The 14,352-nt window shown below is 41.6% G+C and carries 14 protein-coding genes; 9 read left to right on the forward strand and 5 right to left on the reverse strand.

Annotated elements, in window-relative coordinates:
• The first annotated feature begins 79 nt into the window (after positions 1 to 79).
• The 5 genes from FAI41_06555 to FAI41_06575 all read left to right on the forward strand — a co-directional run bounded on the left by FAI41_06555 (position 80) and on the right by FAI41_06575 (position 4,522).
• Positions 80 to 793: a DUF333 domain-containing protein gene (locus tag FAI41_06555; protein ID QCE33283.1), complete on the forward strand. Its 714-nt coding sequence runs from the start codon at positions 80 to 82 to the stop codon at positions 791 to 793.
• A 59-nt stretch (positions 794 to 852) separates the two neighbouring features.
• Positions 853 to 1,083 (forward strand): DUF333 domain-containing protein, encoded by a 231-nt coding sequence (locus tag FAI41_06560; protein ID QCE33284.1) that lies wholly within the window; start codon positions 853 to 855, stop codon positions 1,081 to 1,083.
• Positions 1,084 to 1,438: 355 nt separating this feature from the next.
• Positions 1,439 to 2,602 carry an alpha/beta hydrolase gene (locus tag FAI41_06565; protein ID QCE33285.1) on the forward strand — a complete coding sequence of 388 codons (1,164 nt, stop codon included), beginning with the start codon at positions 1,439 to 1,441 and terminating at the stop codon, positions 2,600 to 2,602.
• A 76-nt stretch (positions 2,603 to 2,678) separates the two neighbouring features.
• Positions 2,679 to 3,248: a hypothetical protein gene (locus FAI41_06570; GenBank protein QCE33286.1), complete on the forward strand. Its 570-nt coding sequence runs from the start codon at positions 2,679 to 2,681 to the stop codon at positions 3,246 to 3,248.
• Positions 3,249 to 3,250: 2 nt separating this feature from the next.
• Positions 3,251 to 4,522 carry a cystathionine gamma-synthase family protein gene (locus FAI41_06575; protein QCE33287.1) on the forward strand — a complete coding sequence of 424 codons (1,272 nt, stop codon included), beginning with the start codon at positions 3,251 to 3,253 and terminating at the stop codon, positions 4,520 to 4,522.
• A gap of 77 nt (positions 4,523 to 4,599) precedes the next feature.
• Here FAI41_06575 and FAI41_06580 read toward each other — a convergent pair whose 3' ends face one another.
• The 4 genes from FAI41_06580 to FAI41_06595 all read right to left on the reverse strand — a co-directional run bounded on the left by FAI41_06580 (position 4,600) and on the right by FAI41_06595 (position 8,145).
• Positions 4,600 to 4,875 carry a hypothetical protein gene (locus FAI41_06580; protein QCE33288.1) on the reverse strand — a complete coding sequence of 92 codons (276 nt, stop codon included), beginning with the start codon at positions 4,873 to 4,875 and terminating at the stop codon, positions 4,600 to 4,602.
• 22 nt (positions 4,876 to 4,897) lie between these two features.
• On the reverse strand, positions 4,898 to 6,190 hold the full coding sequence (locus FAI41_06585) for a hypothetical protein (protein ID QCE33289.1): 1,293 nt from the start codon (positions 6,188 to 6,190) through the stop codon (positions 4,898 to 4,900).
• 136 nt (positions 6,191 to 6,326) lie between these two features.
• Positions 6,327 to 7,619 (reverse strand): adenosylhomocysteinase, encoded by a 1,293-nt coding sequence (locus FAI41_06590; protein ID QCE33290.1) that lies wholly within the window; start codon positions 7,617 to 7,619, stop codon positions 6,327 to 6,329.
• A gap of 58 nt (positions 7,620 to 7,677) precedes the next feature.
• Positions 7,678 to 8,145: a RidA family protein gene (locus FAI41_06595; GenBank protein ID QCE33291.1), complete on the reverse strand. Its 468-nt coding sequence runs from the start codon at positions 8,143 to 8,145 to the stop codon at positions 7,678 to 7,680.
• 267 nt (positions 8,146 to 8,412) lie between these two features.
• Here FAI41_06595 and FAI41_06600 point away from each other — a divergent pair, with 267 nt between their 5' ends.
• Positions 8,413 to 9,537, forward strand: a complete 1,125-nt coding sequence (locus FAI41_06600; GenBank protein QCE33292.1) for an agmatine deiminase family protein — start codon at positions 8,413 to 8,415, stop codon at positions 9,535 to 9,537.
• Positions 9,538 to 9,540: 3 nt separating this feature from the next.
• On the opposite strand, the gene FAI41_06605 is transcribed toward FAI41_06600, so the two are convergent.
• On the reverse strand, positions 9,541 to 10,062 hold the full coding sequence (locus FAI41_06605) for a hypothetical protein (GenBank protein ID QCE33293.1): 522 nt from the start codon (positions 10,060 to 10,062) through the stop codon (positions 9,541 to 9,543).
• Positions 10,063 to 10,276: 214 nt separating this feature from the next.
• Between FAI41_06605 and nrdD the strand changes: the two genes are divergently transcribed.
• From nrdD to FAI41_06620, 3 genes are all read left to right on the forward strand, one after another.
• Positions 10,277 to 12,418: an anaerobic ribonucleoside-triphosphate reductase gene (gene nrdD, locus FAI41_06610; GenBank protein QCE33294.1), complete on the forward strand. Its 2,142-nt coding sequence runs from the start codon at positions 10,277 to 10,279 to the stop codon at positions 12,416 to 12,418.
• Between the two features lie 19 nt (positions 12,419 to 12,437).
• Positions 12,438 to 12,902 (forward strand): anaerobic ribonucleoside-triphosphate reductase-activating protein, encoded by a 465-nt coding sequence (nrdG, locus tag FAI41_06615; GenBank protein QCE33806.1) that lies wholly within the window; start codon positions 12,438 to 12,440, stop codon positions 12,900 to 12,902.
• Between the two features lie 81 nt (positions 12,903 to 12,983).
• Positions 12,984 to 14,348 (forward strand): DUF2130 domain-containing protein, encoded by a 1,365-nt coding sequence (locus tag FAI41_06620; protein QCE33295.1) that lies wholly within the window; start codon positions 12,984 to 12,986, stop codon positions 14,346 to 14,348.
• The last annotated feature ends 4 nt before the right edge of the window (positions 14,349 to 14,352 follow it).

The following is a 14,352-nucleotide window of genomic DNA, read 5'->3' on the forward strand; positions in this document are numbered from 1 at the left end:
GCTCTCTTTGCAAGATTTTGAATGTTAGATAGGGTACAAATAGTATTTTTTAAAAAAAGCGGAAAAGAAGGGAATAAATATGAAAAAATTACTCGCAACGACAGCTTTGCTAACAAGCGCACTTGGCGTTTTAGGATTTGTTGGCGGTTCTCAAGCATTCGCAACAGCTTCTCAAAGCTATACAAGTCCAGCTGCGCAAGATAAAATTAATACACAGCAGGCACAGGCAGAAAAAAAAGCAGATAAGCAAGCTGGGGTTTCTGATACATTGCAAACGCAAGAGCAAAAAGATCTTGCAGAAGCTAAAGAAGAGAATGCTACCGTTGGCACACTTGTGAGTGAAGAGGCAAAACAAGTCGGCAAACAGGATCAGAAAAAAGCAAAAGCTACCGCATTGATCGATCAGCAACTGGCACAGGCAGCGACAGCTGAGGCGCAAAAAAATGCGCAGACAGCAGCGGATAAAGGGCAAGAGGCTTCCAAAAAAGCACAAAAAACCGGTGGAAAAGCCGATCCTGCAGCGCTCTATTGCGGAAAACTTGGAGGGCATGCTCACATTGGCAAGGGAATTACCGGTAAAGAAACACAATATTGCTATTTGCCAAATAACACCCGTGTTCCAGCAAATGATGTTTACCAATCGGCTCTAAAGGGTAAGGGAACAATTGCGCCAACCAAATCTGTAACACATCTGACAAAAGAACAGAAAAAAGATCTTACAGATGAAAATCAACAGCTCAAAGAAGATGCAGCGGAGAACCAAAGATACGCACAGCATAAAGCTTCTAAGTAATTGTCGTGTAAATGCCTCCTTTTTAGGAGGCATTTTTTTATGATGAGGATGATAAAATAATGAATAAATTTTTAATTGTTTTTATCGCTATGGGTTTAGGTGCTTGTGCGCATCATTCATCTACAAGAGAAAAAACCATCGGCCATCCCAATCCTGCTGCAAGCTATTGTCTAGAGCAAAAAGGAAGTTTGGAGCTTAAAAAAGATTCTCAAGGAAATGTGATAGGATATTGCCATCTAAAAAGTGGAAAAATCATTGAAGAATGGAATTTCTTTAGACAATCACATTGAAGCATAGTCCGTAAAAAGAATGCAAAAGGGTTTCTAAAAATAGAAGCCCTTTTATATCGTCAGTAAAGGATAAAATTTTTATGTTTTTGCTGTTCTTATGTCAGCACAGCAAAAACATTTTAAGAATAAAAGATACCATAAAAAGTGCCGCTAAAGTGCTTTTGAGAAAAATCCGTTTCATAAAAATATCCTTTTATGTTGTTCGTATTTTCCTTTTGTAAAGGTTGAAGTTGCTATAGACTTAAGGCAACGATTTTTCTTTGGAATGAAAAAAATTACTCCTGTCTAAATAATAAAAAATATTGTTGGAGGGCAGTTTCTATTCTAAACATTTCAGGATTTATGCTTAATTTTTATGGAGTATTTAATAATGAGTCTTTTGCAACAATTACCTTTTGTTAAATCACTCTTAAAAAAAGATGCTGAGTCTCCTAAAAAGACATTTCCTTTTAGAAGTCTTGTCATCGGTACAGGAACCGGGATCGGTATTTGTAATTATGTCCAAGAGGCTGCTATTCGAGCTGGTGTCAGTACGCAGGCATGGATATGGTTAAAGTTGATTGATCTTTTTGCACCTTTAATTAAACGTAATATTTGGACTGTTGTTAAAGGTAGCAAGCATGTTCAAGCCGGAGGGTTCTGGCATTGGCGCTGCCCAAAAGTAACCCTTCATAAAAAGCTTGTTGGCGATACGAAAGTTTTTGTGACAACGCCAAAAGAAGGGGCAGAATCGCCTATTCACATTCTTTACCTTCATGGCGGGGATTTTGTGATGGATGTGATGCCATATTATGGCTGGATGCTTTCCGCTCTGTCAGCAAAACTTAGCTGTACCGTTCATATGCCTTTCTTACCGCTTGCGCCTAAGCATAAATGGCGTGAAACGATGGATGATATTGTTAAAGGCTACAATTATCTTGTTGACCAGCACGGTGCCGAGAATATTGTTGTTATGGGAGATTCCGCTGGTGGATGGCTCTCTGTCGCTTTGAGTCGTGAATTGACGAAACGCTCGTTGCCACAACCAAAATGTCTTGTTCTCTATTCGCCATTCCTTGATTTATCCTGTACGGGCAAGGGGCAGAAAGAATTGGCGAAGACGGATCCTATTCTTGATATCCCTTTCTTGCGTCAGGGGGGACAGATGTGGATTGGGGATCTTAAATTAACAGACCCTCAAATTAATCCGCTCATGGCAGATTCCTTAGAGGGCTTGCCACCAACAATCGTCTTTTCGGGAACACGTGATATTTTAAATTCGGATGCTCGTCGTCTGAAACAGAAAGAGCCTTGGGTTGTTCTGGAACAATATTACGGTATGCCGCATATTTTTGTGGTTGGGAAATACATCCCTGAATCACATCAAGCTTTAAAGCAAGCAATGGAATTTATTCGCAATCCTTATCGTGCGGAAACAAAGGAAGAGCGTGAGACGCTACACGAAAATAGCCGTGGTGAAAGCTGGCGTTTGAAATTAGAGGATGCAGACCCCGTTAAAAGTCAAAGAGGGATCAAGTAATTTCATTACTTTATTTGTTCCTAGCTGAAGCGTAAGAACAAGTTATGTTATATTTTTGGTTTTTTGGGAGGAAGTTTTGAAAGTTAATAAAGAATTAAGCCATTTGAAAGCACATTTTTTGGAAGGCAAAGCCCCTAAAGCCTCTTCGGTGCGCCAAAATGGCTTTCTTCCTTTTACTTTAGGGGTCAATGTCGGTTGGATCGTTTCGCTTTTTTTGTGGAAACTTTGTGTGAAACATGCTGAAAAATCAGGTCTGACGGTCTCTGAGTGGATTGGGCAGAAAATTTTTTCAACAGCACAAGCGCCAGCATCAAGAGAAATGAATAGCTTTGTGCCGCAGCCATTGAAAACAACAGATTCTCAAAAGGCTGTGATTAAGGATGTTCTTGCTGAAGCGGAATCTTTTGAATCTCAAGAGCCAAAGGTTGATGTAAAAGCCCAAAAAGCATTTCCTAAAAAAGCAAAGGCTTCCTCTAAAAAATCCGTTGCGAAAAAAGTGATAAAAGCAGAAGAGAAAAAGCCTAAGGAAAAGGCATCACAGAAAAAAACGGTAAAAAAAGCCGCCAAGATAGAAAAAACTGCTAAAAAGACAGTAACGGCTTCAAAAGCAAAGAAAAAAGTTAAAAATTCTGAGGATAAAACTTAATTATGAGCAATCCATCCAAAAATCATGCAAATGGAAAATATCATCCCGATACGCAGATGATGAATTTCGGATATGATCCAACAACGGCGCAGGCTGCTGTCAAACCGCCTATTTTTTTGACATCTACCTTTGTCTTCCCAACTGCCGAAGCTGGAAAAGATTTCTTTGACTATATGTCAGGCCGTAAAAAGGCACCTGAAGGTGCAGAGAATGGCTATATTTATGCACGTTTCAATAATCCAAACAGTCAGATTTCTGCCGATCGTCTAGCCGTTTATGAAGGCGGTGAGGCAGGTGTTCTATTCTCTTCCGGTATGGGCGCGATTTTTACTTCTTTGCTTGCGTGTGTGCAGCCTGGAGAGGTGATCCTTCATTCTCAACCTCTTTATGGCGGAACAGAAACCCTGATTTTAAAAACGATGGCTGGTCTTGGGATGAAAGCTGTCGGTTTCTCCGATGGTATTCGTGAAGAGGCGCTTTTAAAATCTGCTGAAACAGCAATGGCTGCCGGGCAGGTTGGGGTTATTTATGTTGAATCTCCAGCCAATCCAAGCAATGCGCTGATGGATATTGAACTTTTAGGAAAGATTGCTGATAAAATCGCCAAAAAACAGGGGAAACGTCCTTTAATTTTTGTTGATAATACAATGCTTGGGCCTGTTTTTCAGCATCCATTGGAACATGGTGCAGACCTTTCTGTTTATTCTTTGACAAAATATGTTGGTGGCCATTCTGACCTTGTCGCTGGCGGGGCTGTGGGTTCAAAAACGCTTATTGCAAAGATTCAAGCCACACGTAATGCGATTGGAACTAATCTTGATCCATATACAAGCTGGATGATTATGCGTTCGCTGGAAACACTCGGCTTGAGAATGGAAAAAGCGGCACAGAATGCAACAAAGATTGTCGCATTCTTAAAAACACAGAAAAAAGTGAAAAAGATCTATTTCACAGAAACTTTTCCAGAAGGTTCTAAAGAAGCAGCTGTTTATAAAAAACAATGCACAGGCCCAGGCTCTACTTTCTCTTTTGATATTGAAGGCGGAGAAGCAGAAGCTTTCAAATTTCTTAACCGTCTAAATCTTTTTAAAGTGGCAGTTTCGCTTGGCGGAACGGAATCTTTGATTTGTCATCCTGCTTCAACAACACATTCCGGTGTTGCAAAAGAGGTGCGTGACAGGATTGGTGTGACGGAATCAATGATTAGGGTCTCTGTCGGGATTGAACACGCAGAGGATTTGATTTCGGATTTTGAGCAGGCCTTAAAAGACTAAAATCTTTCGTGATTTATAAGAAAAGCCCAGCCTATGAAAATAGGCTGGGCTTTTTGTTTCAGGGTGAAAGATAAGAATTAATCAATTTTCCGAAAGAAAATGACAGTTAAATCTCCGGTTTCTGTTTTGCCGAAACCCTGAATATTTAGCCCTGTGCATTCTGTGGCCAAAAAATCTGGCAAAGTATTACCATGAATAATGGGACAGTTAGGAATGCTCGGATGTGTTGCTTCACCTGGAAAGGTTTTAGCAATTTTTTCATAAGCGATTTCTGTAGGTGTTTCGCTTGCAAGCGCTTTTTTCAAAAGCGCTTTGACTTCGTTTTTTTCAGTTTCTGAATATTCAAATGACATAGGATCTCCTTACGCGAAGATTTTAGCAGAAAACCTGTATGGGGTCTTCCCCAAAGGCGCTAAGATCTATATTGGCTTCTTTTACCAGTTCATAGACGGCTTTTTTCCAAAGTTCAGGTATCTTTGAAAAATTCTGTATACCTGCATCAAGAGAGCAGAAAAGGGTTGAAACGGAATCTTTTTGATCGGTATGTTTGGGCGCATAGGTACTGAGAATAGAATAAAAAGGCATTCCTTGCACAAAGGCGTTAAAGGCAAAAACAATCCGTTTAAGTGGGAAGTGATCCCACGCCATTTTTTGAGTGATACGAAAACTGCTACATGGCACAGAAAGACATTCCGAGGGTGGAAGTTGTTCAACGGCAATATTGGGATTTTCCGCATAGCGTGCGATGAGATCTTCTTTCATGTTTTTTTGTCGAAAAATATCCATCTTTTTTGAAATAGTTTCGAGTGAGAAATGAGGCGGAAGATCAATTCTGCCAAGATAGAAACGGTTCCCGACACCAAGATCCGCGGGAGGGCGGAGATTGATTGGCATAATGAGCGGTAATTTTGCTTCTTTAGGGACATTATCGGTATAAGCGTGACGCCATTGCCAAAGCGCATCGCCCATTGCTTTTAAATAGAGATCATTGCCGGAGACGCCAAAAACTTTTCCAATATTTGGGAGCAGGCTAGCTGGCATTTGAAGGGAGATAATTTGGCGATTAGGGGTTGAAGGTATATTTTTGAAAAATAATTGTACTTCTTCGTTAGAGGATGTGCCTTCTAAAAGCTGTGACGGAATGGATTTCGGATATTCTTTGAGGTTCGGAGATATAAAAGGGGCTGAGGCTTTTTGCCCGAAAAGTATATTGAGCATTGCCGATATACCGCTTGCGTCCATGATTTCATGGCGAACGCACCATAAAAGTGAAAATTTATTATTTGGGAGAGCTGGGAAATAGCACAATTTCCAAGGGGCATTATAAGGGAGGTTACAGGTAAGAAAATCCTGAATTTCATCCTTTAAAGGCTTAGAAATAATGCGTTTTTCTGTAATGCATTTTTCCAAATCCGGCATATAAGCACGCCAGTGAAAATTCCCTTCTACCTCTTCTAAATAATGTCTTAAAGAGGGGAGGGTGGCAATATTGTGTTTAATAAGATTTCGAACCGCATCCAGAGGCGGTTTTTCTTTTCCCGTAAGATCGAACTCGATGTGGCAAACAAGGTTTGTGCGGCAAAGGGGAACATTTTCGGCTGCTTGATCCGCAAAGCGAAGCATTTTTTCGGTGATATTCGGTACATTTGTCAGAAAGTGATCTGTCATGTCATCTTTTCCCCAATGGTTAAATCTTAGTGATATTATTTTCTGTTTTCTTATTGCGGGTAAAGAGAAAATATAAAAAAAGACGGAAAGCTTAGGCTTCCCGTCTTTTCAACATTTTTAAATCGAAAGAAGTCGATTAGTAGCGATAAGTGTCAGGTTTGAATGGTCCATCAACTGGTACGCCGATATATTCTGCCTGATGTGGCTTCATTTTAGAAAGTTTAGCACCGACTTTTTCAAGATGAAGGGCTGCAACTTTTTCATCTAGTTTTTTAGGCAGAACATAAACTTTATTTTCATACTGGCCTTCTTTGGCATTCCAAAGTTCCATCTGCGCCAAGGTTTGGTTGCAGAAGGAGTTGGACATGACATAGGAAGGGTGGCCGGTGGCATTTCCAAGATTGACCAAACGCCCTTCGGAAAGAAGGATAATGCGGCGGTTAGGGGCAAGTTCAATTTCATCGACTTGCGGTTTGATATTGTCCCATTTGTAGGCTCTTAAAGCCTCAACTTGGATTTCGCTGTCAAAATGCCCAATATTACAAACGATCGCTCGGTCTTTCATTTCCTTGATATGATCTAGGGTAATGATGTCCTCGTTTCCTGTGCAGGTGACAAAAATATCGCCACGTGGCGCAGCGTCTTCCATTGTGACAACCTCATAGCCTTCCATAGCGGCTTGAAGGGCGCAGATTGGATCAACTTCGGTGACAAGCACACGGCAGCCCGCATTACGCAAGCTGGCTGCGGAGCCTTTACCGACATCTCCATAACCTGCAACAACGGCGACTTTGCCGGCCATCATCACATCTGTTGCACGACGGATCGCATCAACGAGGCTTTCACGGCAGCCGTAAAGATTGTCAAATTTAGATTTGGTGACACTGTCATTGACGTTAATAGCAGGTACTTTGAGCTCGCCTGATTTTTCCATTTTCCAGAGACGGTGGACGCCTGTTGTGGTTTCTTCGGAAAGGCCACGGACGTTTTTAAGAAGTTCTGGATATTTATCATGCATCATGACAGTGAGATCACCACCATCATCGAGAATCATGTTAGGAGTCCAGCCATTTGGGCCTTGAATGGTTTGTTCAATGCACCAGTTAAACTCTTCCTCTGTGAGACCTTTCCACGCAAAAACAGGAATGCCTGCTGCTGCAATCGCCGCAGCTGCCTGATCTTGCGTTGAGAAGACGTTGCAGCTTGACCAGCGGACTTCGGCACCGAGAGCGATCAAAGTTTCAATCAAAACAGCAGTTTGAATGGTCATGTGCAGGCAACCAGCAATACGGGCACCTTTTAGCGGTTGTGTTGCGCCATATTCCTTACGGAGTGCCATGAGACCTGGCATTTCACCTTCAGCGATGGAGATTTCTTTACGTCCCCAATCGGCGAGAGAGAGATCGCGGACTTTATAATCGTTTGTCATGTAAACTCTTTCTTTTTTAAATCTGTTGCCTCTTTATATAGGCATTTTTTTTATAATTTTATAGACGCACTCTGATAATGGCCGAAATTTCGACAGGCGCATTGAGTGGAAGGCTGGAAACGCCCACAGCAAAACGGGAATGACAGCCTTTTTCTCCAAAAATCTCGACAGCGAGATCGGAGGCGCCATTGATAATTTTGGCGTGGTCATAAAAATCTGGTGCACAAGAGACAAACCCTTGAAGTTGAATAATCTCCTCAACGGCAGAAAAATCATCTCCGATGGCGGCTTTGAGTTGCGCTAAAATATTAATAAAGCACAATTTGGCAGCTTTTTGACCCTCTTCAATAGAGATTTCAGTCCCGACTTTCCCAGTCAAAGGGAGCTTTCCATCCTTTAAAGGGAGTTGTCCAGAAATAAAAATCAGATCGCCTGCTTGTTTAAAAGGCAGGTAATTGGCAACCGATTTTGCCGGCATCGGCAAAGTCAGGTTTAGGGCGGTAAGACGTGATTCTGGGGTCGGCATAGAGATTTCCTTTAAGAAAAAAGAAGGGAAGTTTATTTTAGAATTTTCAATGATCTCTTTCCAGATTTTGGAAGAATTTTATTAAGTTGGAAATATTTTAGTTCGATCATGAGAATTAATTTTTTAAATAAATTTTTTTGATACAATCAATGCAAGTGTAAGCGCTTATTTGTGTTTTAAATAAGGGAGCAAGGGTGAGGTTATCAGAGATTTTCAAAAATCTCCGAAACTTCTTTTTTTTGTAAAATATAAAGATTTGGATTTGGGATGAAACGTCGTCATTTTTGTCAGGGGCTTGGGGTATCCGGATTAGGAACAGTAGGCGTTGGCATGGCATTATCTTCTAAATTACAGGCGCAGGAATTTGTGCCTTATTACATGCCGTCAGAGAGTGTACAGCATTCGCTGACATGGATGGCTTATTATGCTTCTTCAGTGATTTGGGGGGAGCGGATGGTGCCGTATGTCAAAGATGAGTTGGAGGAGATTGCCCGGACGATTTCCCGCTTTGAACGGGTGAATCTTCTTGTTTCGCCAGAGGATTTTGAAGAGGCCTCTGAAATTTTCAAAGATGATTTGGATATTTTTCTGATTCAGGCGGAATTGGATGATTTCTGGTTAAGAGATACGGGCGCTGTTTTTGTTTTGCCGGAAAAGAAAAAAGATTCCTCTAAAATTGGTGCGATTGATTTCGGTTTTAATGGTTGGGGAAATAAGCAGGCACATGGCAATGATTCCCAAATTGCAACTTTTATGGCGAATAAAATCAGAGCAGAAAGCCTCGAAACGCAGCTCCATCTTGAAGGGGGGGCCTTAGAGGTCGATGGGGATGGGACGCTCATTTTAACAGAAAGTTGCGTGCTTAATGACAATCGTAATCCCGATATGAGCAAAGAAATCATCGAGGCCGATTTAAAGGCTTTGTTGGGTGTTGAAAAAATTATTTGGCTTAAAGGGGCAAAGGGAGTTGATATTACGGATGCCCATACGGATTTTTATGTCCGCTTTATTAAGCCGGGACAGATTTTTGTTTCTTTAGAGGGCAATCTTTATTCTCCCGATCATCGCTTGACCCGTGAAAATCTTGATATTTTGGAAAAAGCAAGAGATGCCAAGGGCAGAAAACTTCTGATGACAATCATGGATACGCCGAAACATCCCCGACAAAAATATCGGAGCGAGGATTTTGCCGCCAGCTATTTGAATTTCTATTTGGTCAATGGGGGGGTGATTATGCCCCTTTATGGTGACCGAGAGGCAGACCGTAATGCAAAAGACCGTCTCAGCCAAGCTTTCCCGGATCGCCGTGTTGTTGGTGTCGCTATTGATGCGATCGCTTCTGGCGGCGGTGGGATTCATTGCGTTACGCAGCAACAGCCGATGTTAAAATAAATTTTAGGGAAAATGACTTTCTTTGAGGCAGTTTGATAACAGCGAAAGAATACGGGCACTGCCTTTGAGCGGCAGGGTGAATTTTTCATTTCCTTCTAGGGCAAAATGCATCTCTTTTTCTTTGCTGAAAGCTTGAAAAAGAAGATTTTCCTCTTCTGGAGAGAGCGTCGTGCCCAGCGTCCAAGCATCAATCGGATAAAAGCGTTTGGAAAAATGAAAATGATTATTTGCCAGCAAAATATTTTGGTATTGCCCGCTCATAAGATGCCATTTTTTATTGGTTAGGGTGAGGCCAAATTCTCCCGAAATGCCTCGTAAGGTCACGGCGTAAGGGGAGGTCTCGGTAAGGGCAAGGCAGATAATATTATGGTTGCCGCTTGGATCGGTTTTGGGAAGATAAACCCAGTTTCCGGCATTTTCTGCCAGATAGATTTTTCCCGAACTTCTTGGAGGGAGGTTGTCTGCCAAGGCAGAGCTGCCAAGAAAGGAGCAAAATAATATAAAAAAGAAAAGGGATTTTAACATCCGGAAAAGCCTTATTTGCGCTAAGAGGTGTGCCGTGCCTTCCATTCTTTGCTTACGCTGAAAGAGAGATAAAGTGAAATGGAAAGATAGGATATAAAAGCGGCATTGGATATACGAAATCAAATCGCTAAAAGTTTGCTAAAGACTCTTCTGGGGTGATAGTTTTAAAAAGATCCCTCCTAGGGGTGGGGCATATGATTTGGAGGAAAGCCGCATGAGAACACCAATCGTGACAAAGCGGGATGGCTGTCAAGTTCCATTTGAAGAAATCCGTATTCAAGAGGCTGTACAACAAGCTTCTTGCGCTGTTGGCGTAAAAGATGTGGCGTATAGTAAAAAAGTTGCACATGCGGTGGCCGCCCAATTAGAGGGGCAGCAATGTGTTGATATTCATGACATTCAGGATGCGGTAGAAAATCAACTCATGTCTGGCCCTTATAAGCCATTGGCGAGAGCTTATATTGCCTACCGTCATGATCGTGATTTGGCTCGTGAGAAGCGTGGGCGTCTAACACAAGAGGTTTTCGGCCTTTTGGATCAACATAATGTCGCATTACTGAATGAGAATGCAAATAAAGATGGCAAAGTCATTCCAACACAACGGGATTTGCTGGCTGGCATTGTCGCCAAACATTACGCCAAACAATATTTTCTCCCACCAGATGTCGTTTCAGGACATGAAAGAGGAGAGATTCATTACCATGATTTAGATTATGCGCCGTTTTTCCCTATGTTTAACTGTATGCTGATTGATCTTAGAGGCATGTTGACGCAGGGCTTTAAAATGGGAAATGCGGAGATTGAAACGCCAAAATCCATTTTGACAGCAACGGCTGTGACCGCACAGATTATCGCACAGGTTGCCAGCCATATTTACGGCGGCACGACCATTAATTCCATCGATGAAATTTTAGCACCTTACGTCAAACAAACTTTTAAAAAGCATCAGAAAGTCGCAGAGGAATGGCAAATTCCAAATGGGGAAGCTTATGCCCGCACCCGCACAGAAAAAGAATGCTATGATGCTTTTCAGTCCTTGGAATATGAGATCAATACGCTTCATACAGCCAATGGTCAGACGCCTTTTGTGACTTTTAGCTTTGGCTTGGGAATGAGCTGGGGAGAAAGATTGATTCAAAAATCAATCCTGCAAAATCGTATTGCAGGGCTGGGAAAGAACCATAAAACAGCGATTTTTCCAAAGCTTGTCTTTGTGCTGCGGGAAGGGATTAACCGTAAGCCCGGAGATGTGAATTATGATGTCAAGCAGTTGGCTTTGGTATGTGCAAGCAAGCGCATGTATCCCGATATTTTAAATTATGATCAGATTGTCCAGGTAACAGGCTCTTTCAAAACCCCAATGGGATGCAGAAGCTTTCTGAGCGTTTATGAGGAAAATGGGAAGCAGATTCATGATGGACGTAATAATTTAGGCGTTGTCAGCTTAAATCTGCCACGGATTGCGCTTGAGGCGAATAAGGATGAAAAGCGTTTCTGGGAATTATTGGAAGAGCGTCTTGAACTGGCAAAAAAGGCGCTGATGACACGGATTACCAGCCTAGAGGGCGTTAAAGCTCGTGTTGCGCCGATTTTATATATGGAAGGCGCCTGTGGCGTTCGGCTCAAGGCAGAAGATGAGGTTTCTGACATTTTTAAAAATGGCCGGGCGACGATTTCGCTTGGTTATATTGGTTTGCATGAGACCATGAATGCGCTTTTTGGGGATGATCTTCATCTGTTTGACAGTGAAGAACGCCAGCTTAAGGCGATAGAAATCGTTACCCGTTTAAAGGATGCAACAACAGCCTGGAAGCAGGAAACAGGATATGGTTTCAGTCTGTACAGCACACCCAGTGAAAATCTGTGTGATCGTTTTTGCCGTTTGGATAAAGCGGAATTTGGCCTTGTTTCCGGGGTAACGGATAAAGGCTATTATACAAATAGCTTTCATTTGGATGTTGAAAAAAAGGTTAATCCCTACGACAAATTGGATTTTGAAGCGCCGTACCCTTCGCTAACAGCCGGCGGTTTCATTTGTTATGGCGAATATCCTAATATGCAGCATAATTTAAAAGCGCTGGAGGATGTTTGGGATTACAGCTATGATCGCATCCCTTATTATGGAACGAATACGCCGATTGATGAATGTTACGCATGTGGTTTTTCAGGGGAATTTGAATGCACAAGTAAGGGCTTCACCTGTCCGAAATGCGGCAATCGGGATTCCGAAAAACTCTCTGTAACACGTCGGGTTTGCGGCTATCTCGGCAGTCCGGATGCTCGCCCCTTCAATGAAGGGAAGCAGGAGGAGGTTAAGCGCAGGGTAAAACATTTAGAGAATGGTCGGCTTGGCTGAATATTTTCAGGGAAAGTCGATGAATTATCATAAATATTATCCTGTTGATGTCGTCAATGGCCCCGGTACACGCTGTACCTTATTCGTTGCAGGCTGTGAGCATAAATGCCGTGGCTGTTACAATAAAACGACTTGGAAAATAGATTCCGGCAAAGCTTTTACAGCCGAGATTGAAGATCGCATCATAGCGGATTTAAACGATATGCGGATCAAACGTCAGGGCCTGTCTTTGTCGGGGGGCGACCCTTTGCATCCGTGCAATGTGCCAGCCATTTTACATTTGGTTCAGCGGGTCAAAGTAGAATGTGAAAACAAAGATATTTGGCTCTGGACTGGCTACACAAGGGCGGAATTGACACCAGAGCAATCTCAGATTTTAGAATTTATCCATGTTTTGATTGACGGTAAATTTGTGGAAGCGCTCAAAGACCCTTCTTTATTATGGCGGGGCAGTAGCAATCAGGTCATTCATAGACTTTGTTAGTTTGCAATCTTGATACGATTCCAAGTTAAGAATGAGATTTTCATTTGTTGTAAATTTAATCCTATTTGAAAGTTTTAAAAAATGAACGAAATTAAATGCCCTCATTGCCATAAAGAATTTCCAATAGATGCGGAAAGCTCAGGCTATGCAGATATTGTAAAACAAGTTCATGATGCAGAATTTCAGAAAGCCCTTGCAGAACGTCTTAAAATTGCAGAGCAAGAAAAACAGACGGCTATTGAGCTGGCAGAGGCGAAAAAAGCCAATGAATATGAGAGGCAATCTGAAAATGCTCGCAATGAGATTAAAGATCTACAGCTAAAGCTTAAAAGTTTCGAAGAGAAGCAAAAGCAGGCAGAAAGAGAAAAGAAAGCAGAGATTGCGTTAATACAGGCTCAAAAACAAGTTGAATATCAAGAAAAAACTTTTGCAAAAGAAAATGAAATTCAAAAACTAAAAGATGATTTAGCCCGTGCAGAACAGGATAAAAAACAAGCCTTAGATTTAGAGGAGGCTAAACATAAATCTCTTATAACAGAGGCTGTCTCTCATATTGAAAAAGAGAGGGATCATCTCAAAAATTCGCTTATACAGGCAGAGGCTGAAAAAAAACTCTCCGAGAATGCCCTCAAAGAACAATATCAATTACAGATCCAATATAAAGACGAAGAGATTGAGCGGATTAAAGATTTTAAGCAAAAGCAATCCACTAAAATGCTTGGCGAGAGCTTAGAACAGCATTGTGAAAATAGTTTTAATCAGATTAGAGCAATGGCTTTTCCGGTTGCCCATTTCGGTAAGGATAATGATGCCAGTGCTGGCAGTAAAGGGGACTATATTTTCCGTGAGGCGGATTTCGAGGGGAATGAAATTGTTTCCATCATGTTTGAGATGAAAAATGAGGGTGAGACGACAGCAACCAAACATAAGAATGCTGATTTTTTTGCTAAATTACATAAAGATCGTGAAAATAAGAAGTGTGAATATGCCGTTTTAGTGTCGATGTTGGAAACAGACAGCGAGCTGTATAATACAGGGATCGTGGATGTATCGACCAGTGAATTTCCTAAAATGTATGTGATCCGTCCACAATTTTTTATTCAGATGATCGGCCTCTTACGTAATGCAGGTAAAAAATCCTTGGAGTATAAGGCAGAGCTTGAGCGAGTGAAATCTCAAGATATTGATGTGACAAATTTTGAGGCCAAACTGGAAGAATTTAAAAGTGATATCGAAATTAATTCGACACGCTATCGAAACCATTTTGAGAAGGTCATTAAAGGGATTGAGGCTTCCATTAAGGATTTAGAAAAAACCAAAAAATCTTTGGAGGAAATGGATAAAAACCTTAGAATTGCCAATGATAAAGCACAAAATGTCACGATTAAGAGATTAACGCATAATAATCCGACCATGCAGGAAAAATTCAAACAGCTGGAAAGGTAGGAAA

Source organism: Acetobacteraceae bacterium, from assembly GCA_004843165.1.
GTDB lineage: Bacteria > Pseudomonadota > Alphaproteobacteria > Acetobacterales > Acetobacteraceae.